General features: G+C 74.4%; 31 protein-coding genes and 1 pseudogene. 14 read left to right on the plus strand and 18 right to left on the minus strand.

The genetic code is table 11. The annotated features are described in order from the left end of the window. Positions 1-928, minus strand: a 928-nt coding sequence (locus tag ACLQ2W_RS27420; protein WP_425789928.1) for an FG-GAP repeat domain-containing protein, incomplete at its 3' end; no start/stop codon positions are given. A 240-nt stretch (positions 929-1,168) separates the two neighbouring features. On the opposite strand from ACLQ2W_RS27420, the gene ACLQ2W_RS27425 reads away from it, so the two are divergent. Further along, complete coding sequence (locus ACLQ2W_RS27425) at positions 1,169-2,980, plus strand: acyl-CoA dehydrogenase (protein ID WP_425789930.1); 1,812 nt, start codon at positions 1,169-1,171, stop codon at positions 2,978-2,980. A 104-nt stretch (positions 2,981-3,084) separates the two neighbouring features. Here ACLQ2W_RS27425 and ACLQ2W_RS27430 read toward each other — a convergent pair whose 3' ends face one another. Beyond that, positions 3,085-4,080, minus strand: a complete 996-nt coding sequence (locus ACLQ2W_RS27430) for an alpha/beta fold hydrolase (protein WP_425789932.1) — start codon at positions 4,078-4,080, stop codon at positions 3,085-3,087. An 82-nt stretch (positions 4,081-4,162) separates the two neighbouring features. On the opposite strand from ACLQ2W_RS27430, the gene ACLQ2W_RS27435 reads away from it, so the two are divergent. Together ACLQ2W_RS27435 and ACLQ2W_RS27440 are read left to right on the plus strand one after the other, a co-directional pair. Continuing rightward, positions 4,163-4,735: a TetR/AcrR family transcriptional regulator gene (locus tag ACLQ2W_RS27435; protein ID WP_425789934.1), complete on the plus strand. Its 573-nt coding sequence runs from the start codon at positions 4,163-4,165 to the stop codon at positions 4,733-4,735. Positions 4,736-4,804: 69 nt separating this feature from the next. After that, entirely contained in the window at positions 4,805-5,005 is a 201-nt protein-coding gene (locus ACLQ2W_RS27440) for a hypothetical protein (protein ID WP_425789936.1), read from the plus strand. A gap of 66 nt (positions 5,006-5,071) precedes the next feature. Here the strand turns inward: ACLQ2W_RS27440 and ACLQ2W_RS27445 are convergent, their stop codons facing one another. Both ACLQ2W_RS27445 and ACLQ2W_RS27450 read right to left on the minus strand, forming a co-directional pair. Continuing rightward, entirely contained in the window at positions 5,072-5,476 is a 405-nt protein-coding gene (locus tag ACLQ2W_RS27445; protein WP_425789938.1) for a VOC family protein, read from the minus strand. A 77-nt stretch (positions 5,477-5,553) separates the two neighbouring features. Beyond that, the gene (locus tag ACLQ2W_RS27450; RefSeq protein ID WP_405093886.1) at positions 5,554-5,913 is read right to left on the minus strand and encodes a MerR family transcriptional regulator; all 360 of its coding nucleotides are present in this window, start codon (positions 5,911-5,913) and stop codon (positions 5,554-5,556) included. Between the two features lie 58 nt (positions 5,914-5,971). On the opposite strand from ACLQ2W_RS27450, the gene ACLQ2W_RS27455 reads away from it, so the two are divergent. Next, the gene (locus tag ACLQ2W_RS27455; RefSeq protein WP_425789940.1) at positions 5,972-6,892 is read left to right on the plus strand and encodes an NAD(P)-dependent oxidoreductase; all 921 of its coding nucleotides are present in this window, start codon (positions 5,972-5,974) and stop codon (positions 6,890-6,892) included. Positions 6,893-6,908: 16 nt separating this feature from the next. Here ACLQ2W_RS27455 and ACLQ2W_RS27460 read toward each other — a convergent pair whose 3' ends face one another. Further along, positions 6,909-7,514, minus strand: coding sequence for a YdeI/OmpD-associated family protein (locus tag ACLQ2W_RS27460; protein ID WP_425789942.1), 606 nt, complete (start codon positions 7,512-7,514; stop codon positions 6,909-6,911). 22 nt (positions 7,515-7,536) lie between these two features. Here ACLQ2W_RS27460 and ACLQ2W_RS27465 point away from each other — a divergent pair. Next, positions 7,537-7,741, plus strand: a pseudogene (locus ACLQ2W_RS27465) (aminoglycoside phosphotransferase); the annotation flags it as partial. A 167-nt stretch (positions 7,742-7,908) separates the two neighbouring features. After that, positions 7,909-8,514 (plus strand): class I SAM-dependent DNA methyltransferase, encoded by a 606-nt coding sequence (locus ACLQ2W_RS27470; RefSeq protein WP_425789944.1) that lies wholly within the window; start codon positions 7,909-7,911, stop codon positions 8,512-8,514. Between the two features lie 53 nt (positions 8,515-8,567). Here the strand turns inward: ACLQ2W_RS27470 and ACLQ2W_RS27475 are convergent, their stop codons facing one another. Continuing rightward, positions 8,568-9,572, minus strand: a complete 1,005-nt coding sequence (locus tag ACLQ2W_RS27475; RefSeq protein WP_425790356.1) for a HEAT repeat domain-containing protein — start codon at positions 9,570-9,572, stop codon at positions 8,568-8,570. A 32-nt stretch (positions 9,573-9,604) separates the two neighbouring features. Then, entirely contained in the window at positions 9,605-9,871 is a 267-nt protein-coding gene (locus ACLQ2W_RS27480) for a helix-turn-helix domain-containing protein (protein WP_107162431.1), read from the minus strand. A 75-nt stretch (positions 9,872-9,946) separates the two neighbouring features. On the opposite strand from ACLQ2W_RS27480, the gene map reads away from it, so the two are divergent. Further along, positions 9,947-10,765, plus strand: coding sequence for a type I methionyl aminopeptidase (gene map, locus ACLQ2W_RS27485; RefSeq protein WP_405093892.1), 819 nt, complete (start codon positions 9,947-9,949; stop codon positions 10,763-10,765). On the opposite strand, the gene ACLQ2W_RS27490 is transcribed toward map, so the two are convergent. Next, positions 10,698-11,963 (minus strand): MFS transporter, encoded by a 1,266-nt coding sequence (locus ACLQ2W_RS27490; protein WP_425789947.1) that lies wholly within the window; start codon positions 11,961-11,963, stop codon positions 10,698-10,700. The genes map and ACLQ2W_RS27490 overlap by 68 nt on opposite strands. 91 nt (positions 11,964-12,054) lie before the next feature. Here ACLQ2W_RS27490 and ACLQ2W_RS27495 point away from each other — a divergent pair, with 91 nt between their 5' ends. From ACLQ2W_RS27495 to ACLQ2W_RS27505, 3 genes are read left to right on the plus strand one after another with little or no spacing between them, the layout of a single operon-like run. Continuing rightward, on the plus strand, positions 12,055-13,005 hold the full coding sequence (locus tag ACLQ2W_RS27495; protein ID WP_425789949.1) for a LysR family transcriptional regulator: 951 nt from the start codon (positions 12,055-12,057) through the stop codon (positions 13,003-13,005). A 35-nt stretch (positions 13,006-13,040) separates the two neighbouring features. Further along, positions 13,041-13,679, plus strand: a complete 639-nt coding sequence (locus ACLQ2W_RS27500) for a methyltransferase domain-containing protein (RefSeq protein ID WP_425789951.1) — start codon at positions 13,041-13,043, stop codon at positions 13,677-13,679. A gap of 18 nt (positions 13,680-13,697) precedes the next feature. After that, positions 13,698-14,378: a hypothetical protein gene (locus tag ACLQ2W_RS27505; RefSeq protein ID WP_425789953.1), complete on the plus strand. Its 681-nt coding sequence runs from the start codon at positions 13,698-13,700 to the stop codon at positions 14,376-14,378. A 21-nt stretch (positions 14,379-14,399) separates the two neighbouring features. On the opposite strand, the gene ACLQ2W_RS27510 is transcribed toward ACLQ2W_RS27505, so the two are convergent. Both ACLQ2W_RS27510 and ACLQ2W_RS27515 read right to left on the minus strand, forming a co-directional pair. Further along, on the minus strand, positions 14,400-15,491 hold the full coding sequence (locus tag ACLQ2W_RS27510; protein ID WP_425789955.1) for a winged helix DNA-binding domain-containing protein: 1,092 nt from the start codon (positions 15,489-15,491) through the stop codon (positions 14,400-14,402). 94 nt (positions 15,492-15,585) lie between these two features. Continuing rightward, positions 15,586-15,816, minus strand: coding sequence for a hypothetical protein (locus ACLQ2W_RS27515; protein WP_425789957.1), 231 nt, complete (start codon positions 15,814-15,816; stop codon positions 15,586-15,588). Positions 15,817-15,953: 137 nt separating this feature from the next. Here ACLQ2W_RS27515 and ACLQ2W_RS27520 point away from each other — a divergent pair, with 137 nt between their 5' ends. The 4 genes from ACLQ2W_RS27520 to ACLQ2W_RS27535 are packed head-to-tail and all read left to right on the plus strand — an operon-like array spanning position 15,954 to position 19,341. Then, positions 15,954-16,847 carry an ABC transporter ATP-binding protein gene (locus ACLQ2W_RS27520; RefSeq protein WP_425789959.1) on the plus strand — a complete coding sequence of 298 codons (894 nt, stop codon included), beginning with the start codon at positions 15,954-15,956 and terminating at the stop codon, positions 16,845-16,847. 1 nt (position 16,848) lies between these two features. Then, positions 16,849-17,577, plus strand: a complete 729-nt coding sequence (locus ACLQ2W_RS27525) for an ABC transporter permease (protein ID WP_425789961.1) — start codon at positions 16,849-16,851, stop codon at positions 17,575-17,577. Between the two features lie 19 nt (positions 17,578-17,596). After that, positions 17,597-18,739 carry a sensor histidine kinase gene (locus ACLQ2W_RS27530; RefSeq protein WP_425789963.1) on the plus strand — a complete coding sequence of 381 codons (1,143 nt, stop codon included), beginning with the start codon at positions 17,597-17,599 and terminating at the stop codon, positions 18,737-18,739. Continuing rightward, complete coding sequence (locus ACLQ2W_RS27535; RefSeq protein ID WP_425789965.1) at positions 18,736-19,341, plus strand: response regulator transcription factor; 606 nt, start codon at positions 18,736-18,738, stop codon at positions 19,339-19,341. Before ACLQ2W_RS27530 ends, ACLQ2W_RS27535 begins: the two co-directional genes overlap by 4 nt. 7 nt (positions 19,342-19,348) lie before the next feature. On the opposite strand, the gene ACLQ2W_RS27540 is transcribed toward ACLQ2W_RS27535, so the two are convergent. The 8 genes from ACLQ2W_RS27540 to ACLQ2W_RS27575 form a co-directional block, all read right to left on the minus strand. After that, positions 19,349-19,717, minus strand: a complete 369-nt coding sequence (locus tag ACLQ2W_RS27540; protein ID WP_425789967.1) for a nuclear transport factor 2 family protein — start codon at positions 19,715-19,717, stop codon at positions 19,349-19,351. Positions 19,718-19,803: 86 nt separating this feature from the next. Next, the gene (locus ACLQ2W_RS27545) at positions 19,804-21,483 is read right to left on the minus strand and encodes a long-chain-fatty-acid--CoA ligase (RefSeq protein WP_425789969.1); all 1,680 of its coding nucleotides are present in this window, start codon (positions 21,481-21,483) and stop codon (positions 19,804-19,806) included. A 90-nt stretch (positions 21,484-21,573) separates the two neighbouring features. Next, positions 21,574-21,753 (minus strand): hypothetical protein, encoded by a 180-nt coding sequence (locus ACLQ2W_RS27550; protein ID WP_107162418.1) that lies wholly within the window; start codon positions 21,751-21,753, stop codon positions 21,574-21,576. Between the two features lie 88 nt (positions 21,754-21,841). Continuing rightward, positions 21,842-22,552 (minus strand): spermidine synthase, encoded by a 711-nt coding sequence (locus ACLQ2W_RS27555; RefSeq protein ID WP_405093901.1) that lies wholly within the window; start codon positions 22,550-22,552, stop codon positions 21,842-21,844. 101 nt (positions 22,553-22,653) lie between these two features. Beyond that, entirely contained in the window at positions 22,654-23,262 is a 609-nt protein-coding gene (locus ACLQ2W_RS27560) for a class I SAM-dependent methyltransferase (protein ID WP_425789972.1), read from the minus strand. After that, a complete protein-coding gene (locus ACLQ2W_RS27565; RefSeq protein ID WP_425789974.1) occupies positions 23,201-24,097 on the minus strand; it encodes a sulfite exporter TauE/SafE family protein in 897 nt (298 codons plus the stop codon). Before ACLQ2W_RS27565 ends, ACLQ2W_RS27560 begins: the two co-directional genes overlap by 62 nt. Next, the gene (locus ACLQ2W_RS27570; RefSeq protein WP_425789976.1) at positions 24,094-24,687 is read right to left on the minus strand and encodes a rhodanese-like domain-containing protein; all 594 of its coding nucleotides are present in this window, start codon (positions 24,685-24,687) and stop codon (positions 24,094-24,096) included. Before ACLQ2W_RS27570 ends, ACLQ2W_RS27565 begins: the two co-directional genes overlap by 4 nt. A gap of 84 nt (positions 24,688-24,771) precedes the next feature. Next, positions 24,772-26,172: a rhodanese-like domain-containing protein gene (locus ACLQ2W_RS27575; protein ID WP_425789978.1), complete on the minus strand. Its 1,401-nt coding sequence runs from the start codon at positions 26,170-26,172 to the stop codon at positions 24,772-24,774. Between the last annotated feature and the right edge of the window lie 91 nt (positions 26,173-26,263).

The following is a 26,263-nucleotide window of genomic DNA, read 5'->3' on the forward strand; positions in this document are numbered from 1 at the left end:
GGCCGTGTCCGAAGATGAATTCGTGGTCGGTGGTGTTGGTGGCGGTGGTGGTGCCGTTGGTGAGGTACCAGGTGGAGTTGGTGGGGCGGAAGACGCCGACGGAGTCTTTGCCGTCGTTGTTCCAGTCGCCGGCGATGGGGATGTCGCCGGAGGGGCCGTGGCCGAATTTGAAGATGCGGGTGGCGTCGCCGCTGTTGGTGTCGCGGAGGTAGAAGGTGGAGTTGCTGGGTCGGAAGACGCCGATGGTGTCGATGCCGTCGCCGTTCCAGTCACCCGAGATCGGCACGTCCTCGGTGCGAGGGCCGGCGGCGTCCCAGAGCGCATCGACGATGATCTGCGCGTCCGGCGCCTGGAGCTGGTAGCGGTCCGGGTAGGCCGACACCTGCACCGCCTGGCAGACCTCGCCGATCGGGGCGCTGGCCCAACTGCCGTTGGGATACTTCCGCACCATCGCGTCGAGGAAGGCGTTCGTGGCCGAGGCCGGGTTGAGCCGCTCGGCCCGGGTGCCCCACCACTCCTGCTGCTGGAACAGGCCGAGGCTGGTGTGGTCCACCTCCTCGCTGATGTTCTGCAGGTGGGTCTCGACGATCACGGTGGTGATCGCGATGACCGCCGCGCGCGACGCCAACCCCCGGGCCCGCACCGCCTCGACCACCTCCCGCGCACAGGACACGCGGTACGCCGTCAGGTAACCCCGCATGTCCGAGTTCAGCCGCGAGTTCAGTTGGGTGGCGAGCGTCCCGTCGCTCGTGGTGGGACCGGCGGGATCGCACGCGGCCGTCTGGTACTGGGCGGTCAGCGGAGCGAGGGCCGGTGGCAGATCCGGTCCCGACTCCGCGCCCAGGGCGGGCGACGCACCCAGCAGCGCGGATGTGGTCAGGGCGGCGGTGACGCCGAGGGCTACCGCCGTGGAGGAAGTTCTTCTCACCAGTGATGATCCAATCGCCGAGGGTCCGAGGACCGGCCCGGTTCCGTCGACCGGGCGGTGCCCAGAGACTCGCGGAGCCTGCTGACGGCAGGCTGGCGCGACGCTTCCAGGACCCATCCCGTACTCGGCGGGCGCCGCGACGCGAGGCGGTGGAGGGTGCGCGGCCGGCCCCGATCGGCCAGGATGACCTGCGGGAGGCCGTCGCCGGGCTGCGCCGCGGCTGACCGGAAGGAGTCGCTCGTGTCCTCGTCCGACCTGCTGCTGTCCCGCCGTGACCTGGCGTTCCTGCTGTATGACTGGCTGGACGTGTCCCGGCTGACCGAGCGGCCCCGCTACGCCGAGCACTCCCGGGAGACGTTCGACGCGGTGCTCGACCTCGCCGCGCGGGTCGCCGCCGAACGGTTCGCCCCGCACAACCGCGCCGCCGACACCGCCGAACCCACCGTCGAGGGTGGGCACGTGCGCACCATTCCCCAGGTCAAGGCCGCGCTGGACGCGTTCGCCGAGACCGGGCTGTTCGCCGCCACCCTGGACGAGTCGGTGGGCGGCATGCAACTCCCGCACGCGGTGGCCGCCGCCGCGTTCGCCTGGTTCCAGGCCGCCAACGTGGGCACCTCGGCGTACCCGTTCCTCACGCTCGGCAACGCCAACCTGCTGCTCGCCCACGCCGGTCCGGAACAAGTCGACACCTGGGTCCGGCCGATGGTGGAGGGCCGGTTCTTCGGCACCATGTGCCTGTCCGAGCCGCAGGCCGGCAGCTCGCTGGCCGACCTCACCACCCGCGCCGAGCCGCAGGACGACGGCACCTACCGGCTCACCGGCACCAAGATGTGGATCTCCGCCGGGGACCACGAACTCGCCGAGAACATCGTCCACCTGGTGCTCGCCCGCATCCCCGGCGGGCCGCCCGGCGTGAAGGGCCTGTCGCTGTTCATCGTGCCGAAGGTGCTGCTCGACGACGACGGCTCGCTCGGCCCGCGCAACGACGTGGTGCTGGTCGGGCTCAACCACAAGCTCGGCTACCGGGGCACCACCAACACGCTGCTCAACTTCGGCGAGGGCGTGCACCGCCCGTACGGACGGGCCGGCGCGGTCGGCTACCTGGTCGGCCAGCCGCACCGAGGGCTGGCGCTGATGTTCCACATGATGAACGAGGCGCGCATCGGCATCGGGGCCGGTGCCACCGCGCTCGGCTACACCGGCTACCTGAAGTCCGTCGCGTACGCCCGGCAACGGCCGCAGGGCCGGCCGGTCGCCGACAAGGACCCCACCGCGCCGCAGGTGCCGATCGTCGCCCACCCCGACGTACGCCGGATGCTGCTGGCCCAGAAGAGCTACGTGGAGGGCGCGCTCGCGCTGGTCCTCTACTGCGGACGGCTGCTCGACGAGGAGAAGACCGCGCCCGACGGGGCGGACCGGGAGCGGGCGCACCTGCTGCTGGAACTGCTCACCCCGATCGCCAAGAGCTGGCCGTCCCAGTGGTGCCTGGCCGCCAACGACCTGGCCATCCAGGTGCACGGCGGTTACGGCTACACCCGCGACTACGACGTCGAGCAGCACTGGCGGGACAACCGGCTCAACGCCATCCACGAGGGCACCCACGGCATCCAGGCGCTCGACCTGCTCGGCCGCAAGGTCACCATGCGCGACGGCGCGGCGCTGGAACTGCTGCTGGAGACCATGCGCGCCACGGTGAACCGGGCCTGGAAGGCGGACGGGCCGGCCGCCGAGATGGCCGGGCGGCTCGGGGCGGCGGTGGACCGGATCGCGGTGGTGACCCGGCGACTGTGGGCGGCGGGCGACCCGGAGCTGGCGCTGGCGAACGCCTCGGTCTATCTGGAGGCGGTCGGGCACGTGGTGATCGCCTGGATGTGGCTGGAGCAGGTGCTGGCGGTGGAGGCACTGGGGTCGCCGGAGGGGGAGTTCTTCGCCGGGAAGCGGGCGGCGGCTCGGTACTTCTACCGGTGGGAGCTGCCGAAGGTGGCGGCCCAGTTCGACCTGTTGGAGAGCCTGGACCGCACCACACTGGACATGCGGGAGAGCTGGTTCTGATCCGCCGGCGGTACGGTGCCGGCCCGGCTGCCCGTTGCGGCGTCACACTGCGTGACGCTCCCCCGAGGACTTGGGGTGGAGAGCGATATACCCTCCTGTCATATTTATGACTTGGTGTCATATCGCTCGCAGGGCGAGTCGTCACCCACCCGGTCGAGCGGTGGGCTAGCCGGGAGGACTGCCGGCGGTCTGCCGTCGAGGAAGGTCGCCAGGATCTCGGTGAACCGCGCCGGCTGTTCCTCGGCCGGGTAGTGGCCGCAGTCGTCCAGGACCACGCCGGTGACGTCGTCGGCCGCCAGCCGCATCGTCTGGGCGGCACCGGCGCCGCTCCACAGCCCGCCGCCGACGGCGAGCACCGGCAGCGTCAGGCGGGTCCTGCTGCGCCGCTCGTTCTGCGCGATCGTCTCGTCCAGCGCCCGGTAGTACGCGAAGCTCGCCCGCAGCGCGCGCGGATCCGCGGTGATCGCGTCGACGTAGACGTCGACGGCGTACGCGGGGATCGTGGTCGGGGTGGCGGCCTTGGTGGCGAACTGCCAGCCGAAGAAGAGCCGCTCCCGCCCCCGGACGAGGTCCTCGTTGAGGTCGGTGAGCCGGTTGAAGCCGAACTGCCAGAGCTTCTGGTTGACCGCGGCCGGGCTGAAGGCCGGCGGGGACGGCACGACGCCGGGGATCAGGGCTTCGACGACGGCGAGTCGACCCACCCGCTCGGGGCGGTCGGCCGCGAGGGCGTACGCGGTCCACGTGCCGATGTCGTGGCCGACCACGTCGAAGCGGTCGTGCCCGAGCGCGGTCATCAACGCGACCAGGTCGGCGGCCAGCGTGCCGGCGTCGTAGCCGTCGTCGGGCTTGTCGGAGAGCCCGGCCCCGCGCTGGTCGACGACGACCACGGTGTGCGTGCGGGCGAGCGCGGGCATCACCTTCCGCCACGCGTACCAGGTCTGGGGCCATCCGCCGACCAGCAGCAGCGGCGGGCCGTCCCCGCCGGTGACGGCGTGCAGCCGTAGCCCGTCCAGTTCCACGAGCCGGCTGGTGAACACGTCGGTGAACCCGTCGGGCAGCCGCAGCGCGGGCAGGCTGGTCGTGCGGTCGGTCGTCGTCATCATGGAATGATCGGTCCAAGTTGTCATGCCGAGACCATACGCATGTTGAAACGATCGGTGCAAGATCGGGTAGGCTGACGACATGGCCGGACGCAAGCAGTTCGACGTGGACGAGGCGCTACGGCGTGCGATGCACGTCTTCTGGCGCTGGGGCTATTCGGAGACCTCGATCGACCGCCTGGCCGAGGGCACCGGCCTGGGCCGCAGCTCGCTCTACGGCACCTTCGGCGACAAGAGCACCCTGTTCCGGAAAAGCCTGCACCGGTACGCGCAGACCTACCACCCGCGGTACCAGCAGGCGCTTGCCGGCCCCCACCCGACCCCGAGCGCGGTCGTGGCCGCCTACCTCGAGGTCACCCTGAACCGCATCGCCGACCCGACCGTCCCGGACGGCTGCCTGCTCACCATGTCGGCGGCGCAGTTCCCGGCCCTGGACGCGGCGGGGCAGGCGACGGTCCGCGCCATGATCGACAGTCTGCGGGCGATGCTGGAGCAGTCGTTGCGGGCGGCCGGCGCCGATGAGCACGCCGCGGCGGAGCTGGCGTTGTGCACGCTCGCGACGAACAAGTCCCTGGCGGTGCTGAGCCGCGCCGGCTTCTCGGGCGAGGACCTGGCCACCGTCGCCGCAGCCGCCGCCCGCATCCCGGAGAGATAGGGGTACCCAGACCCCGGAAACGCCGCGCGGCGCGGGTAGAGGACGCGGAGCGCGGGGTACTGCCGACGCATGGCTGAACTTCCCACGCACATCCTGACCGACGCGGGTTTCACGACCGACGAGGCGGACGCCATCGTCAAGGCCCTGCTGGCGGGCGACAACCTGCACGGCGACACGAACGCTGACGAGCCGATCAACATCGACGACCTTCCGCCGGAGAAGAAGGAGGCACTCGACCGGTTCAACCTGGCGGTCGCCGCCGACGCCTGAGCCCGTTGTTCCTGCTCCAGCCAGTGACCGGGGTGCCGTCCGTGGTCGGATGGCGCCCCGGCGTCCTCAGTTCGGCACCCGCGTTCCGGGTTCCCCCGGGTAGTGGGCGATCTCGACGAGGTTCCCGTCCGGGTCCCGGACGTAGACGCTGGTCATGGCGCCCAGAGCACCGTCCCGGGCGACCGGCCCGGCCACCACGGTGACTCCGGCGCGACGCAGGTCGTCGAGCACCGCGTCGATCGGCTCGGCGCTGACGAGGCAGAGGTCGCCGGCGCCCGGCGTCGGCGCTGCCGCCCGGGGGTCGACGGAATGGTCCACCTGGTGCAGGTTGATCATCTGGTGGCCCGCGTGCAGCGCGGCCCGGTCGTCGCGCCGGACGACCCGCAGGCCGAGCACTCCACCGTAGAAGGCGGTGCTGCGGTCGATCGAGCCGACCGTGAGGACGAGGTGGTCAAGCCCCAGAAGCTCCACGTCACCCACGGTAGCCAGCCGCCGGCCCGCTGGCGCGGACTCGACGGATACCCGGTTGGCCCCTGGCCGACGCGCGGTCAGTGACGGTCGGGGGCGCCCTGGATGATGCGGTCCAGGATGGCGCGTGCCGTCGTGAGCTTCTCGATGGACCCGGTGAGGCGGTGGCGTTCCTCGGCCAGGGCATCGAGAAGTTCGGGGCAGGTGGGTGCCAGCACCGTCCGGTCGTCGGGGATGCAGGGCAGGATCTCGGCGATGGCGGTGGTGCCCAGGCCGGCGGAGAGCAGCAGTTGGATGTGCCCCACGACGCGTACGGCCTGTTCGTCGTAGTCCCGGTACCCGCTCGCGTGCCGGTCGGGCCGCAGCAGCCCCTGTTCCTCGTAGTAGCGCAGGGCGCGGGGGGTGGTGCCGGTCTGCCGGGCCAGTTCACTGATCCGCATGTCCGGAGCCAAACAGGACTTGACCTTCACGTCAACGTGAAGGTTTACCGTCGCTGCTGTGACAGACCATGACATCCCCATCAACCAGCGGTCCACCGTCGCCGTCCTGGGCCTCGGCCCGATGGGCCGGGCACTCGCCACCGCCGCGCTCGCCGCCGGGCACCCGACGGTGGTGTGGAACCGTACGCCGGGCCGGGCCGACCCGCTCGTGGCGCAGGGAGCCGTGCTCGCGCCCACGGTGGGCGACGCGGTACGGGCGGCCCCGGTCACGATCGCCTGCATGATCGACTATGCCGCGGTCCGCGCGAGCACGTCCGACCTCACCGACCGGCCCGGAGGCACGCTTGTCAACCTGAGCAGCGGGCACGCCGCAGAAGCCCGCGCCATGGCCGACCTCGCCGCACGGCGTGGCGTCGACTACCTGGACGGCGCCATCCTGACCCCGGCGCCCACGATCGGCACACCCGCCGCGACGATCCTCTACAGCGGCCGGCACGCGCTCTACCAGCGGCACCGAGCCCTGCTGGATGCGTTCGGCGGCACCGGCATCCACCTCGGCGACGACGTCGGCGGCGCGGCGGCGTACGAGACGGCGCTGCTCGACCTGTTCGCCATGTCCGTCGGTGGGCTTGCGCACGCCTTCGCCCTGGCCGTCGCCGAGGGCATCGCACCAGCCGCATTCGCCCGCTTCGCCAAGGGGATCGGCGGCCTGCTGCCCGATCTCACCGACCGGTTCGCCGCTCAGCTTGCCGCCGGCCAGTTTCCGGCCGACGTCTCCAGTGTCGCGTCGGCGGCCTCCGCGCTGTCGCACGTGCGGGCCGCCGCCGCCGTGCACGGAATCGACGCCGCCCCGCTGGAGGCCGTCCACCGCATCATCGAGCGGGCGGTCGCGGCCGGCCACGGCGGCGACAGCTACGCCCGGCTCGCCCAGCAGCTCGCCGGAGCCGGAGTCGACGACGTGGCCCCGCGGGCGGGCTGACACGTCGACCGTCGGATCAGCCGGTGGTCGGAGGTTTCGCCTTCTGCGGATGGGGCGTCTCGTGGCGGGCCAGCATGGCGACGAACTCGCGGATCTTCCGCTCCCGGGTCTCGGCCCGTTTGACCGCGTTCAGCCGGTGAATGAGCGCGAACCGGTTGGTGCTGGTGAGGACGTCGAACATGGCCTGGGCGGCCGGGTCGGCGGCGACGGCGGCGAGCAGGTCGGCCGGCACCTCGGCCTCGGAGGGCGGGGCGTAGGCGGCGGCCCAGCGCCCGTCCGCCTGCGCGGCCTCCACCGCCGCTCGACCCGAGGGTCGCATGCGCCCCGCCGCCTCCAGCCGGGCCACGTGCTCGACGTTGCGTCGGGACCAGGAGCTGCGGGGCCGGCGCGGGGTGAACCGGATCCAGGAGCTCTCCTGGTCGCGCTTGCGGGCCTGCCCGTCGATCCAGCCGAAGCACAGCGCCTCGTCGACCGCCTGCTGCCAGGTCAGCGTGGTGACCGTGCCGCCCTTGCGGGTCAGGGCGAGCCAGACGCCGGGTGAGGTGGCATGGTGGGCCGACAACCACGCCCGCAGCGCCTCGGCGTCCGCGACGACCAACTCTTTCAGCTCGATGCCCGGCATGACGGAAGGCTAACCCCTCGGTATGACACACGAGATCACCGCCGACCTGGTCCGGGAACTGCTCCACGACCAGCATCCCGATCTCGCCGATCGACCGCTCCGGCCGGGTGCGCGGGGATGGGACAACCAGGTGTGGCGGCTCGGTGACGACCTGACCGTCCGGCTTCCCTGGGCGACCGCCACCGCCACCGCGGACGCGTTGCTGCGCAAGGAACACCGCTGGGTGCACGCCGCGCCGGCCCCGGCGCCCTGTTTCACGGAAATAGTGGCTAACTGGGCCCCGAAGGCCACTCTTTCCTTGAAACAGGCGCGTGGGGCGGCGCGTGGTGGGAACGCCGAACTCCCGCCGGGTCGGTGCCGACGTCCCGGCGTGGCCCGGCCTTAGGGTCGGCGCATGACGACCGAACAGGTCCGCCGGGCGTACGCGGCCATGGCGGACCGCTACATCGCGTTGTTCGGCACGAGTGGCCAGGTGCACGCCGACGACCTCGCGTTCCTCCGGCGGCACCTGACCGGCCGGCCCGGCCCGGTGCTCGACCTGGGCTGCGGGCCCGGCCACCTCACCGACTTCCTCCGCGCCCACGGCGCCGACGCGACCGGGGTCGACATCGTCGGCGAGTTCATCGCCCACGCGCGGGCCGCCCATCCGGCCGGCCGTTACCTGCTCGGGTCGATGGCGGATCTTCCCGTCGCCGACCGGCGGGTCGCCGGCATCCTGGCCTGGGGTTCGGTGATCCACCTGCCCCCGCCCGACCTGGACCGGGTGCTTGCCGAATTCCGTCGGGTGGCCGCGCCGGGCGCGACCGTGGTGCTCGGGATCTTCGTCGGCGACGAGGTCGCGGCGTTCGACCACAAGGTCGTCACCGCCTACCGCTGGCCGGTCGACGCGTTCGCCGAGCGGCTGGCCCGGGCCGGCTTCACCGAGGTGGAGCGCCTGCACCGGCCCGGTGACGCCGGCCGCCGGCCGCACGCCGCCGTCGCGGCGGTCGCTGCCGGCTGAGCCGCCCGTCGTCAGCCGGGTGCCGCCCGCCCCAACGACGAGCCACCCCGCCGTCAGGACGCCGGCCCGGAGTTCCGGAGCGCCGCCGACGCCGTCGCCCGTACGGTCGGGTTGCTGTCCTCGCTCAGGCGGGCGAGCAGCGGCCGGGCCGGTGGCCAGCGTGGCAGCGCGGCGGCGAGGACGTCGGCGACGGCCGCCCGCACCCACCAGTCCGGATCGTCGACCCGGGACCGCAGCGCGTCCGGTGGCACGCCGAGCAGGCCGAGGCCGCGCACCGCCCCGGCGCGTACCGAGGACTCGGGATCGTCGAGGAGCACGCCCAGCGCGGCTGCCGCCACCGGGACGCGGTCGGAGTGCGCGGCGCGGCGGCCGATCGCCTCGCCCAGCACGGTCCGGACCGGCCAGGCCGGGTCCGCCGTCAACTCGACCAGATGGTCCACCACCGCCGGCGGGGCGGACCAGGCCAGCAGCAGCACGGCCTGATCACGGACCCAGGCGTCCGGGTCGCGCAGCGCGGTGACGACCAGCGCGTACGCCCGCGGGTCGAGGTGGACCGCCGGCAGCGCGCCGAGCGCGGTCCGCCGGATCTCCGGGTCGGGGTCGGCCGCCGCCGCGCGTAGCGGCTCCAGGTCCGGCGCCTCGAACATGTGCCCGAGCGTCTCCAACGCGGCCCGCCGGAGGTACGGGTCGCCGTCGTCGAGCAGCGGCAGGACGACCGCCCGGCAGGCGGGCGGGTCCGCGCGGGTGGCCAGGCCCACCGCCATCCCCAACTGTTCGCCGTCGTCGTCACCGTCGCGCAGCGCGTCGGCGTAGAGCCGCAGCAAGCGGGGGAGCACGTCGGCGCCGGACAGCCGGGCCAGCAGGTGGGCCATCAGGTTCCGGCCGTACCCGTTGCGCTCGTGCACGTAGCGTTCCAGCTCGGTCCGGGCCGATGCCGCGGTGGCAGGGTCGCCCGCCGCGGCCAGCTCCCGCAGGAGCGGCCACGGATCGTCGTCCCGGCTGCCGTCGGGGTCGTCGTCCGGGTCGTCGTCGACGATGCGCAGCAGTTCGGCCAGCATCACGCGGACCTCCGTCGGCGCGGGCCGGGCGGTCAGGACGCCTGGCGGACGGGCGTGTCGGCGAGCCAGGTGTCGGCCAGCTCGGCGAGCGGGACGTCGAGCGCCTGACTGAGGCAGACCACGGTGCCGAACGCCGGCGCGGGCAGCCGGCCCGCCTCGATCTTGCGGAGCGTCTCCGGGGAGATGCCGGCCGCCAGGGCCACCTCGCCGAGGCTGCGGCCGGCTCGCGCGGATCGCAGGGCGACGCCGAGGCGTCGGCCGGCGGCGATCTGTTCGGCGGTGAGTGGCTGGCGAACCATGGCAGCAGGATATCCCCTCGGGACGCCCGTGGCGGGCGTGGTATAAAAATACCGGACCGGGAGAGGGAGGCTGTCGTGATCGAGCTCAAGTCCGCCGAGGAGATCGGCCGGATGGCGGTGACCGGCCAGTTCGTCGGTGAACTGCTCGCCGAGCTGAAGGGCGTCGCCGCGGTCGGCGTCAACCTGATGGACATCGAGCACCACGCCCGCCGTCGGATCGCCGAGCGCGGCGCCGAGTCCTGCTACTGGGACTACGCCCCGTCGTTCGGCCGGGGCCCGTTCCGCAACGTGCTGTGCCTGTCGGTCAACGACGCGGTGCTGCACGGCCTGCCGCACGACTACGTGCTGCGCGACGGCGACCTGCTCAGCATCGACATGGCGGTCGGCATCGACGGCTGGGTCGCCGACTCCGCGCTCTCGTTCGTCGTCGGCACCCCCGACCCGGCCGACCTGAAGCTGATCGAGGCCACCGAGGTCGCGCTGGAGGCCGGCATCGCCGCCGCCCGGCCCGGCGGTCGCCTCGGCGACGTCTCCGCCGCGATCGGCGAGGTCGCCCACGCCTACGGCTACGGCGTCAACGGCGAGTTCGGCGGCCACGGCATCGGCCGCACCATGCACGAGGCCCCGCACGTGGCCAACAGCGGGCGCGCCCGCCGCGGCATGAAGCTCACCCCCGGCCTCACCATCGCGATCGAGCCCTGGCTGTGCCGCACCACCGACAAGATCAGGGTCGACGAGGACGGCTGGACGATCCGCTCCGCCGACGGTTCCCGCACCGCCCACTCCGAACACACCGTCGCCGTCACCGAGTCCGGCCCGCAGGTTCTCACCCGCCGTCCCACCGACGCCGCCACGCCGGGCGACCCCACCCGGAAGCCCGCCGCCGCCTCCTGAGCCGGGCCCGGACGGAAGTCCCGCCCGGCAGCAGCAGCGGGGTGCCGAGCAGCAGCACGCCGGAGACGGTGATCGCGGCGAGCGGGCCGGTGAGCGAGGCGAGACCTCCCCAGACCACCGTCAGCGTGGCCGATGTGAGCCGGCTGCCGACGCTCCACGCGCCGAGCACCCGGGCGACGTGGTCGGTGGGGGTCCGCCGCAGCCGCTCGGTGGCGTAGATCGGGTTGAACACGCCCATCGCGACGATCAGCAGGCCCTCGACCACGATCACGGTGACGAGCCCGCCGACGCCGGGTCGGACGAACGCCAGCCCGAGCGGGAAGACCGACCGCAGCCAACCGCTGACGGTCAGCACCCGCTGCCCGCCGTACCGCCGCACCAGGCGGGGGGAGAGGCGCGCGCCCACGAAGCCGCCCAGCGCCGGCACCCCGAACGCGAGACCGTACTGCCAGGCCGGGAACGCGTACTCACCGAGCAGGAGCACGGCCAGCAACGGGACGGTGGCCGTGATCAGGCCGCCGACCAGCACCGAGTTGAGGAACAGTCGCCGCAGGACCGGATCGCGGCGGAGGAACCGCCATCCGCCGAGCAGATCCGCGCCGCGCGGCGTCGCCGCCCGGGCCGTCGCCACGTCGCCGCCGGAGATCCGGTGGACCGCGAGCGCCGACAACAGGTAGCTCAGCGCGTCGGCGGCGACGGTGACGACCGGGCCGAGCAACCCGACCAGCGCGCCGCCCAGCGGCGGGCCGGCCGCCGTCGCCACCCAGGCTGTGCCCTCCAGGCGACCGTTCGCGACCAGCAGCCGGTCGGCGGGCACGAGATGCTTCAGGTACGCGCCGGACGCGGCCGTGAACGCGATCCCCGCGCTCCCGCAGACCACCGCGACGACCAGCAGGTGGCCGAAGGTCAACACCCCGAGCACGTACGCGACCGGCACGCTCGCCGTCGCGGCGAACCGGACCAGATCCGTCCCGATCATCACCGGGCGCTTCGGCCGGTGCTCCACCCACGGCCCGAGCGGAAACGCCACCACCGCCGCGACCGCGAGGCCGGCCGCCTCCAGCAGCGACACCGCGAACGCCGACGAGTGCAGCTCCCGCACCGCGAGCAGCGGGAACGCGCCGAACGCGAGCCACGTGCCGTACGTGCTGACCGCGTACGCCGACCACAGCCGGCTGAAGTCCTGATCCCGTGCCACCGCCGCATCAGACCGGTCGCCCGCGCGCGTGATCAAACAACCGCGCTCGGGCGAGCCACAACCAGCGGTTGGACGGCCATAGGCTGGGCCGGTGGACTCCGAGGCAGTGCGATCGTTCGTCCGGGCCGCCGACGTCGGGCAGTTCCAACATGCCGCCGACGAGCTGGGCGTCACCCAGCAGGCCGTCTCCAAACGGGTCGCCGCGCTGGAACGTGAGCTGGCGGTCCGCCTGTTCACCCGGACCGCCCGCGGCGTCGACCTGACCCCCGACGGCCGGGCGTTCCTCCCGCACGCCCGCGGCATCGTGGCGAACGCCGACCGGGCCGTCGCCGCGCTCCGGCCCGGCTCCCGGGCCCTCCGGATCGACGTGCTCGGCCTGCGCAGCGCGCAGGCCGTCGTCCTGCACGACTACTGGCGTGCCCACCCCGGCACCCGCCTGGACGTGGTCACGCTCCGGGTCGACGACCCGCACCGGGTGGCCGCCGCCGTCCGGGCCGGCGACCTGGACGCCGCGTTCCGCTCCGTCACCGACCCCGCCACGTTGCCGCCCGACGTCCGGATGGTCCACGCGTTCGACTCGCCGCTGGAACTGCTCGTCGGTCCCCGGCACCCGCTCGCCGCCGCGCGTACCCTCACCCCGGCCCACCTGCGCGGGCTGCGTATCTGGGTGCCCGGCATCGTGGCGCACAGCGAATGGTCGGAGTTCTACGACCAGCTCGCCACCGCCTTCGACCTCCGCATCGACGCGGCCGGTCCGAACTTCGGCGACGAGGTGCTCCTCGACACGCTGGCCGACGCCGCCGACGTGGCCACAGTGGTCGGCGCGCGCGACAGGTACCTGTGGCCGGCGAGCCACGACCTGCGCCGCATCCCGATCCGGAACCCGACGCTCGCGTACCCGATCTCGCTGATGTTGCCCACGACGAACCCGCACCCGGGCCTCCGGGCGATCGTCGACCACCTCGCGACCCTGACCCCGCCGCCCGACCCGGTGTGGCGACCGTCCTGGGCCGCCGTCACCCCGGCGGCGGGCCGGCGCTGACCCGGCCCCGGCGGGCGCCGGTTACCCTGCGGCCCGTGGACGTCTCCGACTGGCTCGCCGACACCCGTGCCTCCTACGACACGGTGGCGGTCAGCTACGCCGACCTGCTGCGGGACGCGCTCGCCGAGGAACCGTTCCAGCGGGGCATCCTGGCGCTCTTCACCGAGCTGGTACGGGCCCGGGGCAGCGGGCCGGTCGCCGACGTCGGCTGCGGCCCCGGCCGGATCACCGGCCATCTGCACGGGCTCGGCCTGGGCGCGTTCGGCGTTGACCTGTCACCGGAAATGATCGAGGTGGCCCGCCGGGACCACCCCGGGCTGCGCTTCGAGGTGGGCTCGATGACCCGCCTCGACCTGGCCGACGAGTGCCTGACCGGGCTGCTCGCCTGGTTCTCGCTGATCCACGTCCCCGACGACGAGGTGCCCACGGTGCTCGCCGAGTTCCGCCGCGTGCTGCGGCCCGGCGGCGTCGTGCTGCTCGGGTTCCACGCCGGCGACGGCAGCCGGCTCAAGACCGAGGGGTACGGCGGTCTGCCGATGCGCGTCCACGTGCACCGTCGCCCACCGCAGCGGGTCGCCGCCTGGCTGGACGCCGCCGGCTTCACCGTCGAGGCGGAGCTGACGCACCGTCCGGCCCCGGGTGTCGAGGGCGGGTTCGTCTTCGCCCACCGGTGACGGCGGTACCGTGCCCTGGTGTCCGCCACCTCGGTGACGTCGTCCGCCGTCACGTCCGCGTTCGACTACTACCTGCTCTGCCCGGCCGGTGCGCCGGTCGCGCCGCTCGGGCTGCTGGTCGAGGAGTTCGTGCTCGCCGACGACCTCGCGGCGACGCGCCTGCGGACCGCCGGTTGGACGCCGGCGGACGGCGGCTGGTGGAGTTCCGCCGCGTTCGCCCGCGCGGTCCGCGCCGACCCCGGCGTCCGGGGCCGGCTGCGGGCGGTCACCCGGGCCGACGCCGAGGAGGTCTACCTCCGGTCGGGCGGCGGGACGCTGCCGGGCGAGGACGTGCTGCGCGGCCACTTCCGGGACGACGTGCCGCTGGCGACCGTGGCGCCGCTGCGGCTCGGCGGCGGACCGCCGGTGTGGCGGGTGCTGTTCGCCGGTGAACTCGACAACGGGCGGCTGGCCGACCTCGGGGCGGCCCTGCGGCTGTCGACCGGCACCGGCCCGGGGGTCGCCGGCAGCGGGCGACTGCGCGTCGACGACACCACCTTCCGCTGGGACCTGCGCCGCGTCGCCGGCGGGGTGGCGTGGTGCCTGGACGTGACCGCCGAGCCGGCGCAACCGGACGCGCTGCGTCCGCTGCTCCGCCGGCTCACCGACGTGGTCCGCCGCCACGGCCTGGTGCCGGCGACGATCGAGTGCTTCGCCTGACCACACCCGCCACGGCTCCCGTCAGTCGGCGAACTCGACCCCGGCGAGCGCGGCCGAGCGGTGCGCGGCGAGGCGTTCGGCCTGCTCGACGACCGCCCGGCGGCGGCTGGCGGGGAGCTTCTGCCACGGCTGCACGGCGACCGTCAGCTTCGCGCCGGACTTGCGGGGCCGCCAGGTGCCGACCAGGTCACCGTCGACCAGGACGGCGCCGGGACGGCCCAGCACCGGCCACAACTCCTTGGCCCGGGCCGGGTCCGGCACCAGCGTCGCGCGGTCCTTCGCCTGGAGGAACAGGTCGTACGGGCCGAGCAGCCGGGTCACCGTGCCCCCGGCCGTCGCCGTTGCCGTCTCGTCCTCGGCCAGGAGCCAGCGCGTCTCGCCGTCGACCGGCACCTCGACGGCGTCCTGCGGCCAGCGCGCCCGGACGTCCTTGACCGGGGCGTCGAGGTAGTCGGCCACGTGCTTCGGGGTGGCCGGGCCGAGCAGCCGGAGGTAGGCGCGGACCAGGTCGAACCGGTCGCCGGGGTCCGCCGCCCGGTGGAACGCCGGGATGCGGCGCAGCACCGGTGGTGACGTGCCGGGCGTCAGCTCCAGCCCGGCGCGTACGGCGGCCAGCCGGAACGGCATCTCGAAGAGGTGGGTGGCCTGGCACGGCCGGCAGAACCGCAGATAGGGCTCGGGGAGCAACGCGGCGAGGCGGGCCGAGACGTCGCCCTTGACGGTCGGCTCGGTGACGATCGCGCGCATCCGCCCGGCTACCTCGTCGAGCGCGGCCACGATGCCGATGCCGGCCGCCTTCAACGGTTTGGCGGCGTCGTAGATGCGCTTGCCGGCGTCGGCGTCGGTGAACGGCTCGACCGCGGCCGCCACCCGGCCGACGTCGGCGCGGCGGTAGAGGTGGGGCGCGCCGCGCACGGTCCACAGCAGGACCACCTCGTCGTCGGAGAGCGCCGACGCGTCGACCCCGCGCAGGGCCAGCGCCCACCGGGCGCCGTCCGGGCCGGTGTCCTGCACGCCCAGGTCGAGCACGGCGGTGTCGACGAGCGTGCCCTCGACGCGGTCGAGTTGCTGGGCCCGTACGCGGAAGCTCATCACCTGACGCCGGTCGACCATCACCCCAGCCTAGGCGTCGGCACCGACACCGACCGCCAGGCGCGGCCGGTGTCGGTGTGGCCACCAGCGACCGCCCGATCGGCGGCCGGCCCGGTCAGTGCGCGCGCTGACCGGTGAGCGGCGCGGAGGTCGCGCTCTCGCGGGGACCACCGGAACGCTTGAGCGCGAACACCCCGCCGCCGATGAGCACGGCGCTGAGCACGATCCCGAAGAGGTTGCCTTCGGTGAGACTGCTGAACGCCATGAGCAGACCGATGATCACCGACACCCCGCCGACGAGCCGTAGAAGGTAACGCCCGACCGCCTTGCCCCGTGAATCCATCATGGACCGTCGGCTACCCCCGGGGCCGGCGCGTCAAACGGCCCATCGGACGGTCGTGCCGCCGACGTGACATTTGTACCGGCCGGTCGGGTATCGCCGGCCCTGCCGCCCCACCACCGCCGGCTCCTACCGTCTCCGGTGTGGACGACGACGCGGTACGACTGGCCGGGCTCACCCGGCGCTACGGCCCGGTGCGGGCCGTCGACGCACTCGACCTGACCATCCCGCCGGGGAGCACGGTCGCCCTGCTCGGCCCCAACGGCGCCGGCAAGACCACCACGCTGGAGATCCTGCTGGGACTTCTCCCGGCCGACGCCGGCACGGCGACGGTGTTCGGCCGGAAGCCCGCCGAGGCGGTGCGGGCCGGCCGGGTCGGCGCGATGCTCCAGCACGCCGGCTTCGTGCCCGGCGCCACCGTCGGGGACCTGGTCGGGCTGGCCCGGGCGCTGCACGCCCGCCCGCTGGACACCGACCGGATCCTCGACCTGGCCGGCCTCACCGACCTGGCCGCGCGCCGGGCGGACCGCCTCTCCGGCGGTGAGGCGCAGCGTGTCCGGTTCGCGTTCGCGCTGGCCGGCGAGCCGGACCTGCTGGTCCTCGACGAGCCCACCACCGCGCTCGACGTCGACGCCCGGCGGGCGTTCTGGACGGCCATCCGGCGGTACGCCGACGACGGCCACACCGTGCTGTTCAGCACCCACCAGCTGCACGAGGCCGACGAGTACGCCGACCGCGTGGTGGTGCTCGCCGCCGGCCGGGTGGTGGCGGACGGGCCGCCCGCGCGGATCCGCGCGCTGGCCGGCGCCCGTACCGTCGCCTTCGATCTCGCCGGCGGGCCGGTCGATGGTCTGGCGGAGCTGCCCGCGGTGCGCTCGGTGGAGGTGCGGGGCGAGCGGGTGGTCCTCACCACCACCGACGCCGACGCGACGGTGCTCGCGCTCGCGACCGGTCGGGGCTTCCGGGGCCTGGAGGTCGCCGCCCCTGGCCTGGAGGCCGCCTTCCTCGCGCTCACCTCGACCGGGACGGAGTCCTGACATGCGTGCCTACCTGCGATTCGAGCTGCGGCGGCTGGTCCGTGACCCCCGGCTGACGATGTTCACCGTCCTGGGGCCGGTCATCACGTACCTGATCTTCTCGCCGCTGGCCGGCGACGACCGGTTGTCCGGCCTCGACGCCGCGACCGCGCTGATGGTCGGCCTGGCCGGCTACGGCGCGGTGGCCGGCGCGCTCACGGTGGCCGGGTCGGTCGCCCAGGAGCGCGCCTCGGGCTGGCTGCGTCAGCTCCGCGTCACCCCGCTGCCACCCGGCCGGGTGCTGGCCGCCAAGGCCCTCACCAGCATGCTCAGCGGCGTGCCGGCGGTCGTCGCGGTGGGCCTCACCGGCGTGCTCCAGCACCACGTCACGCTCTCCGCCGGCCGGTGGGCCGCGCTGGTGGCGCTGCTGTGGGTCGGCACCGCGCCGTTCGCGCTGCTCGGGCTCGCCATCGGGTACGGACTCGCGCCGCACCTCGCCCAGCCGGCCGTCTTCCTCGCCTTCCTCACCCTGTCCGTGCTCGGTGGCCTGCTCGTGCCGGTGGCCTACTTCCCGGACGCGCTGCGGCACCTGGCGCACGCGCTGCCCACGTACCGGTTCGCCGAACTGGGCTGGCGGACGGTCGACGGTCGGGCGCCCAGCCCGGTCGGGTTGACGGTGCTGCTCGCCTGGACGGTGGCGTTCGCCGGGTTGGCGACCGGCGCGTACCGTCGCTCGACCGGCCGCCGCTGACGGCCGTACGGTGTCTGCCATGGCCGTCACCGACCCGCACGCCACCCGGCGGCGGCGCGGCATCGCGCTGGTCGCGGCCCACATGCTGTGGTTCTGGCTGCTGGTCCCGCCGGCCGCCGCGATCGCCGAGGGCCGGGTGCGGCCCGCCGCGCCGGCAGCCGTCGGACTGGCCGCGTTCGCCGTGCTCTACCTCGCGCTGGTGGCCGTGCCGGTGGCGTCCCTGCCGGTCCCGCCGGCCCTCCGGCACCTCGGGCTGTCGCTGTTCGCGCTGCTCGGCGTCGGCCTGGCCGCCGCGTACGCCGGCGGTCCGGGCGGCTGGCTGATCCTGCTGATGTACGTGGCGGCGGCGGGCGCCGTGACGGTGGCCCGGCCGGCGTGGGGCTTCGGCTGGGTCGGCGTGGTGGTCGTGGCCGTCCCGGCGGTCGGCGCGGCTCGGGGCGCGCCGGCCGCCGACGCCGCACAGACCGCGCTGATCACGTTACTCGCCGGGGCCATGACGCTGGCGTTCGCCCGGATGGCGCAGCTCGTCGACGAGCTACGCCGGACCCAGCGGGAACTGGCCCGCGCGGCCGTGCGGCAGGAGCGGCTGCGGTTCGCCCGCGACCTGCACGACCTGCTCGGGCACACGCTGTCGCTGGTCGTGGTGAAGGCGGAGGTGGCGCGCCGGCTGGTCGGGACCGACCCGGACCGGGCGGCGGCGGAGGCCGCGGACATCGAGCGGATCGGCCGGACCGCGCTGGCGGAGGTCCGCGAGGCGGTCACCGGCTACCGGGACCACAGTTTCGGCCGGGAGCTGGCCAACGCCCGGGTCGCCCTGGCCGACGCGGGCATCGCGGTGACGGTACGCCGCAGCGGTGACCCGCTCGACGTGGCCGCCGACGACGCGTTCGGCTGGGTGCTCCGCGAGGCGGTGACGAACGTGCTGCGGCACAGCCGGGCGTCCCGGTGCGAGATCGCGCTCCACACCGGCGCCGACGGGTCGGTGCTGACCGTGCGGGACGACGGCGTCGGCGGCCGGCCCGAGTTCGGCAACGGGCTGCGTGGTCTCGCCGAGCGACTGGGGCGGGCCCGGGGCACGCTGGACGTCGGCCCGGCACCCGGTGGCGGCCTGCGGCTCACCGCCCGGATCCAGCGTCGGCCGGTCGCGGCGGTGCCGTCGTGATCCGGCTGCTCCTCGCCGAGGACCAGGGCATGATGCGGGGCGCGCTGGCCCTGCTGCTGAACCTGGAACCCGACGTCGAGGTGGTGGCCGAGGTGGGCACCGGCGCCGACGCGGTGGAGGCGGCCCGGCACACCCGGCCGGACGTGGCGCTGCTCGACATCGAGATGCCCGACGGCACCGGTCTGGACGCCGCCGCCGCGCTGCGCACCGAGGTGCCTGCCTGTCGGGTGCTCATCCTCACCACGTTCGGCCGGCCCGGCTACCTCCGCCGGGCGATGGAAGCCGGCGCGCGCGGCTTCCTGGTCAAGGACGGGCCGGTGGCGGAGCTGGCGGTGGCGGTCCGGCGGGTGCTGGCCGGCGAGCGGGTGATCGACCCGGCCTTGGCGGCGGCGGCCCTGTCGGCGGGCCCCGACCCGCTGACCGACCGGGAACGCGCGGTGCTGGCCACCGCCGAGGACGGCGCGACCGTCGCCGACATCGCCGCCGAGCTGCACCTGTCGGAGAGCACGGTCCGCAACTATCTGTCGGCCGCGATCGGCAAGACCGGTACCCGCAACCGGATCGAGGCGGCCCGTGCCGCGCGGGCGAACGGCTGGCTCTGACGGGTGGTCAGGGCTGCGGGCGGATCTCCATCTCGGCCACCAGGCCGTCGACGAGGCGGTAGACGTGCGTGACGGTGTGGTCCGCCAGCTCGACGCCGGCCCGGTCCCGCACCGCCTGGCGGACCGACACGGCGATCCGGCCGTCGGGTTCCACCGTGAAGGCGGTCGGCGTCACCGACGGGTCGAGTTCGGCCCACTGCCGCCGCCAGTAGTCGCCCACCTCGGCCCGGCCCCGGAGCACCCCGCCCTCCCAACCGTTGGGCCAGGAGACGTCCGGCGTCATGGACGCCAGCAGGGTCGGCACGTCGCGTTCGTTGAACGCCGCGTAGAGCGCCGTGAGGCGGGCCTGTGCCGGGTCGGATCCGAGGGTCGTCATCCCCCGAGTGTGGCCCGCGCGGACCGGTTGCGGCCGGCGACTTCGCGCTGGGCAGAACGTCGGTCGACGCCGTGCCGGCCAGGACCTCAACCGTCGGCGAGGAGCCGGTCGCGGACCTCGCGGCGCAGGATCTTGCCGATCTGGGAGCGGGGCAGGTCCTCGACCACCACGATCCGGCGGGGCACCTTGTAGCCGGCCAGGTGGGTGCGGCAGGCGGTGCGGATCGCCTCCGGCGTGCCGGCCACGGCGGCGTCCAGCACCACCGCCGCGACGACCTCCTCGCCGTCGGCGGTGGGCACGCCCACGGCGGCGGCCTCGACCACGCCGGGGATGCGGCGCAGCGCGTCCTCCACCTCGGACGGGTAGACGTTGAAGCCGCCGGTGATGATGAGTTCCTTGATCCGGTCGACCACTGTCACGAAGCCGTCGGCGTCCATGGTGACGATGTCGCCGGTGCGCAGCCAGCCGCCGGGCAGCAGCACCTTCGCCGTCTCCTCGGGCCGGTTCCAGTAGCCGGAGAACACCTGCGGGCCGCGTACCAGCAGCTCACCGGCCTCGCCGGGGGCGCGGTCGCGGCCCGGGTCCTCGGGGTCGACGATGCGCACGTCGGTGGACGGGAACGGCACCCCGACCGTGCCGGGCCGGCGGGCCGGCGCGACCGGGTTGCCCAGCGTGATCGGGGACGTCTCGGTCATGCCGTAGCCCTCGACCAGCAGTCCGCCGGTCACCGACTCCCACAGCTCCACGGTGGTCGGCGGCAACGCCATCGCGCCGGAGATGGCGTACCGGATCGAGGTGAGGTCGACGCCGCGCTCGCGGGCGGCGGTGGCCAGCCGCGCGTAGACCGGCGGCACGGCGGGCAGGAACGTCGGCGGGCGCCGACGGGCCGCGTCGAGCACCTGGTCGGCGTCGAAGCGGGGGAACAGCACCAGCGTCGCCCCGATGCCGACGGCGAAGGTGAGGCAGAGCGTCAGGCCGTAGGCGTGGAACAGCGGCAGCACCGCGTACACGGTCTCCGCGCCGTCGCGCAGGCCGGGCACCCAGGCCCGGCCCTGCGCGGCGTTGGCCCGCAGGTTGCGGTGGGTGAGCACGGCGCCCTTCGGCACGCCGGTGGTGCCGCCGGTGTACTGGAGCAGCGCCACGTCGTCGACGCCCGGGCCGGGGTGCGCGGCGGGCAGCGGTGCGGCGGCGGCGACCAGCTCCGACCAGGCCCGCGCGCCGGGCGCCGGGCCGGTCATGGCCGCGCGGGCGGCCCGGACCTTCGGCAGCGGCAGCCGCAGCGCCCACCGCTTGAGCCGGGGCAGCGCCGCGGTCAGGTCGACCGACACCACGGTACGCACGGCGCCGCGTCCCGCCACCAGCGGCGCGACCTTGTCCCACGCGATCGCGACGGCGGCGCCGTGGTCGGTGAGCTGCCGGTCCAGCTCGTCGGCCGTGTAGAGCGGGTTGTGCTCGACGACCACCGCGCCGAGGCGCAGCACCGCGTAGAACGCGACCACGTGCTGCGGGCAGTTCGGCAGCACCAGCGCGACCCGGTCACCCGGCCGGACGCCGAGTCGGCGCAACACCTCGGCGGCGCGGGCCACCTGGTCGGCGAGTTCGGTGAAGGTGATGGTGGCGCCGTAGAAGTCGAGCGCCACCCGGGGCCCGAACCGGCCGGCCGCGTCGGTGAGCAGGTCGACGAGGGAGCCGTCCGGTTCCGGGACCTCGGCCGGCACGCCCGGCGCGTAGCTGCGGGTCCAGGGCCGCCGGTCGGTCGCGTCCATCGCCGTCTCTCCTCGCTGCGCGGATGACGGCCCCAGCCTAACTTGACCGGCCGGTAACCTACGTTGGCGTAAGTTGCCGGGTTCGTCACATCAGCGGTGCGACGCCGAGTGCCGGTGCGCTATTCGCCGGGTCTTCACGATCGCGAAGATGACGACCGCGGCCAGCGCGATCACGCCGATGATGATGAGCCAGCGGACCGCCTCCAGCAGCAGCCCGAGCAGGATGAGCACGCCGGCGACCACGCCGACCACCCAGAGCAACGCGCGCATGTCGGTGCCTCCCGTCTCCTCCGGTCGGCCGCGCGCTTTCCCGCTCCCCGGCCCGACATGCCCGGCCGGACCTGTCGCCGGCGGACGGTCAGCGCCGGGCCACGTAGACGGTGTTCGCGGCCTCCCGCCCCTGCAACGGGTTGGGGAACCGGACGACGTGCGCGACCGAGGTCGGGAACACCTCGGTCAGCGTCCGCTGGAACGCCGAATCCGGCGGGTCGTTCGACCAGAGCGCGAAGACGCCCTCCGGGTGCAGCAGCGCGGCCAGCCGGCGCAGCCCGTCGACCGTGTAGAACGGCGCGTGGTCGGGGTGCAGCACGTGCCGGGGGGAGTGGTCCACGTCGAGCAGCACCGCGTGGAACCGCCGCCCGGGCTCGTCCGGGTCGAAGCCGCCGCCGGCCACCGCGGCGAAGAAGTCGGCCCGCACGAACCGGGTACGCGGATCCGCGGCCAGCCCGGCGGCGAACGGCAACAGCTCCTGCCGGTGCCAGTCGATCACGTCCTCGATCGCCTCGACCACCAGCATCGAGCGCACCCGGGGGTCGGCCAGCGCGGTGCGCGCGGTGTAGCCGAGCCCGAGCCCGCCGACCACCACGTCCAGTTCCTCCCCGGGCAGCGGCGCCAGCCCCAGCCGGGCCAGCTCGATCTCCGCGACCGGGAACGCGCTGGACATGAGGTACTCGTCGCCGAGCTTCACCTCGTACACGTCGGCGTCCAGCGCCGGGTCGCGACGCCGGCGCAGGCTGATCTCCCCGATCGGCGTCTCTCGCCAGGCCAGTTCCTCGAAACGCGTGCCCACCCGGTGTCCCCTCCGCCGATCCGTTCCCGGATGCTACCGGCCGCCCGCGACCCGGCCGGCGGGAACGGGCCGGTCCGGCCGCGTCGGTCGGCGGGTCCGCCTCAGTCGGCGGGTCGGATGGCCACCACCACGGTGTCCAGCGCGTCGACCGTGCCGCCGTCGGCGGTCGGCACCGGCCGGCGGGCCGTCTCGGCGCGCCCGATGCGCAACCCGGCCAGCCCGTCGACCACCGCCTCCGGGGTGAGCAGCACGCTCGGGTCCTGCGGACCCCCGGTGCCGGCGTCGAGGTTGGCCAGGTCGTGACCGACCACCACCAGCGTGCCGCCCGGGCGCAGCGCCGACCGGGCCGCCGCGAGCACCCCGGCGAAGTCGGCGGCGGGCAGGTGCAGATAGCTGATCAGCACCAGGTCGTAGCTGCCCGGCACCGGCCGGTACGCGGTCACGTCGGCGACCCGCCAGTCGACCGTGACGCCCCGCGCGGCGGCCAGCTCACGCCCCCGCTCGACGGCCACCGCCGAGAAGTCGACCGCGTTGACCCGCCAGCCCTGCCCGGCCAGCCACACCGCGTTGCGCCCCTCGCCGGCGGCGACGTCAAGCGCGGAGCCGGGACTCAGCCCGGACACCGACTCGACCACGAAACGATTGGGTTCAGCGCTCCACACCAGTCCCGACGCGTTGGCGTACCGCTCGTCCCAGGCGCTGCTGTCCACTGTGTCCCCTCCTTCGGCGGCCCCACACCGCCACCGTGACCGTACCGGCTGCGACAAGAATGACCAGCCCGAGTCCCGCGAGCGGCGGCAACTGCCGGGCCAGCACGAACCCGCCCATCGCCACCACGAACCAGCCGAACGACAGGCGGAGCACGTGCTCCGGGATCCGGCCGGCGAGCCGCCCACCGAGCAGGCTGCCGACGATCGCGGCGACGGTGACGGCGGCGGCCAGCGCCCAGTCGATCTGCACGCTGGACAGGTAGCCGGCCAGGCCGGCGAACGACTTCATCGCGATGACCACCAGCGACGTGCCCACCGCCACCGGCATCGGCAGGCCGCCGAGCAGCGCCAGCGCGGGCACGACCAGGAACCCGCCGCCGGCGCCGACCAGGCCCGTGACCAGCCCGACGACCACGCCGTCGAAGATCACCCGCAGCGTCGGCAGCTCGCGCGGCGTGGGCCGCCCCTCGACCGGGCGTCGCCCCCGGATCATCGCCGCGGCGGTGGCGAGCATCATCAGCGCGAACGCGGTGAGCAGCACGCCCGCCGGGACGAACCCGGCCAGCCGGCCGCCGGCGTACGCGCCGGTCATGCCGGCCGCGCCGAAGATCAGTCCGGTGCGCCAGCGGACCCGGTGGGCGCGGGCGTGCGGCAGCACGCCGACCGCGCTGGTGGCGCCCACGACGAGCAGCGAGGTGGCGATCGCCTCCTTGGCCGGCAGGCCGGCGACGTAGACCAGCAACGGCACGGCGAGGATCGACCCGCCGCCGCCGAGCAGGCCCAGGCTCACGCCGATCAGCACCGCGCCGGCCAGCGTGAGCACCAGCGCGGTCACGACCGCCGCCCGGCGGCGTCGTCGCGGAGCCGGCCGACGACGGTGTCCAGGTCGCAGCTCGCGCCCCGGTTGTACGGCAGCCGGCCGAGCAGCATGCCCATGGCGCAGGTGTTCGAGACCGCCGCGACGGTGAGACCGGCGCCGATGGCGCCCGCGACCCACTTCAGGCCCGGCACGAACACCGAGCCGAGCACGCCGGCCAGCACGATCGAACCGGCGACCAGGCGGACCTGACGCTCCAGCTCCCAGCGCGGCCGGCCCTGGACGACCGGGGCGCTCGCGGCCTGCCAGGCCAGCATGCCGCCGTCGAGCACCCGGAGGTTGGGCAGGCCGACGGTGGCCAGCGCCCGCTCCGCCTGGCCGGCGCGGGCGCCGGAGCGGCAGATCAGCACCACGTCCTCGTCCAGGTGGGCGCGCAGCTCCGCGCGGTGTTCCCGGAGCAGGTCCAGCGGCACGTTGTAGGCGCCGGGGATGTGCGTGGCCTCGAACTCGCCCGGGGTGCGGACGTCCAGCAGCCGGGGCGCGCGGCCGGCGGCGATCAGCTCGCCCAGCGTCGCCGCGTCGACGGTCGACGGGTTGGTGGTGGTCATGTCTGTTCTCCTTCGGTGGTTTGCGGGCAGGGGGCGTCGCCGGCCGGCGCGTCGGGCGCCGGCCGGGCGGGTTGGCAGGGCGGGTCAGCCGGTCGGGGCCATCCGGACGCCGGCGGACGCGGCGCGGCCGAACGCGTCGTCGATCAGCACCACGTCGCGGCCGGCGTTGGCCAGCAGGGACGCGGCGGCGGTGGCCCGGTAGCCGGAGCCGCAGTGCACCCAGACCGTCCCGGCGGGTACGTCGGTGAGCCGGCCGGGCAGGTCGGGCAGGGGGACGTGCACCGCGCCGTCGACGTGCCCGGCCCGCCACTCGTTGGTCATCCGGACGTCGAGCACGACCTGCGGGGCGGGCAGTCCGGCCGGGGTGTCGCCGGCCTGCGCGGCGGCCAGCGCCGCGAAGTCGGCCACGGTCAGCTCGCGCAATTCCGTGCGGTCGCCGGCCCACCGTCCGGGGTCGCCGGTGGCCTGCGCGGCCGGCCGGTCGATGCCGATCCGGACCAGCTCCCGCTGGGCGTCGGCGACCTGCTCCGGCGTCTCCGCCAGGAGCGTGATCGGCACGCCCCACTCGATCAGCCAGCCGAGCCAGGTCGACATCGGCCCGTCCAGGCCCAGGCTGACGGTGCCGGCCAGGTGCGAGGCCGCGTACGCCTTGCGGTGCCGCAGGTCGACCACCCACTCGCCGGCGGCGATCCGGCGGCGCAGCTCACCGGCGTCGGCGCGGGCCACCGGCGTGAGGTCGACCGGGGCGGGGCCGGCGGCGTTGGCCACGCCCATGTGCGCGTAGTAGGCCGGGTAGGCGTCCAGGCCGGCGAGCGTCTCGGTGACGAACCGGTCGGCGGCCAGCCGCAGCACCGGGTTGGCCGCCTTCTCCCGGCCGATGGTGGACTCCGGGGCGTCGGCCTGGCTGGCCGAGCAGAAGCTGCCGAAGCCGTGCGTCGGCCACACCTGCGCGCCGTCGGGCAGCAGGTCGACCAGCTTGCGGGCGGAGGTGTGCTGGTGGTGGGCCAGTTCGTGGGCGTGCCGCTGGCCGAGCAGGTCGGTGCGGCCGGTGGTGCCGAACAGCAGCGACCCGCCGGTGAACACGCCGACCGGGGTCCAGCCGCCGTCGCCCGCCTCGTCCAGCACGAACGACAGGTGGTGGAAGGTGTGGCCGGGGGTGCCGACCACCCGCAGCCGCAGGCCGTCCGACACCGGCACCACGTCGCCGTCGGTCACCGGCATCCGGTCGAAGCCGACCTCGTCGGCGGCGGCCACCAGGTAGTGGGCGCCGGTGATCCGGGCCAGCTCCAGGCCACCGGAGACGTAGTCGTTGTGCAGGTGCGTCTCCACCACGTGGGTGATCCGCACCCCCTGCGCGCCGGCCAGGTGCAGGACGCGGTCGATGTCGCGCTGCGGGTCGACCACGACCGCCACCCGGCCGTCGGACGCCAGATAGCTGCGGTCGCCGAGCGAGGACGTCGCGATGACTGTCACCTCGGTGCTCACGTGCGTTCTCCTCTCCTCGTCCCATATACCCCCGGGGGTATACGGGAGGCAGACTCCGGCCCGGTTCCGGGCGCGGATTACCCGCCCGCGT

The organism is Micromonospora sp. DT227 (assembly GCF_049841835.1).
GTDB lineage: Bacteria > Actinomycetota > Actinomycetes > Mycobacteriales > Micromonosporaceae > Micromonospora.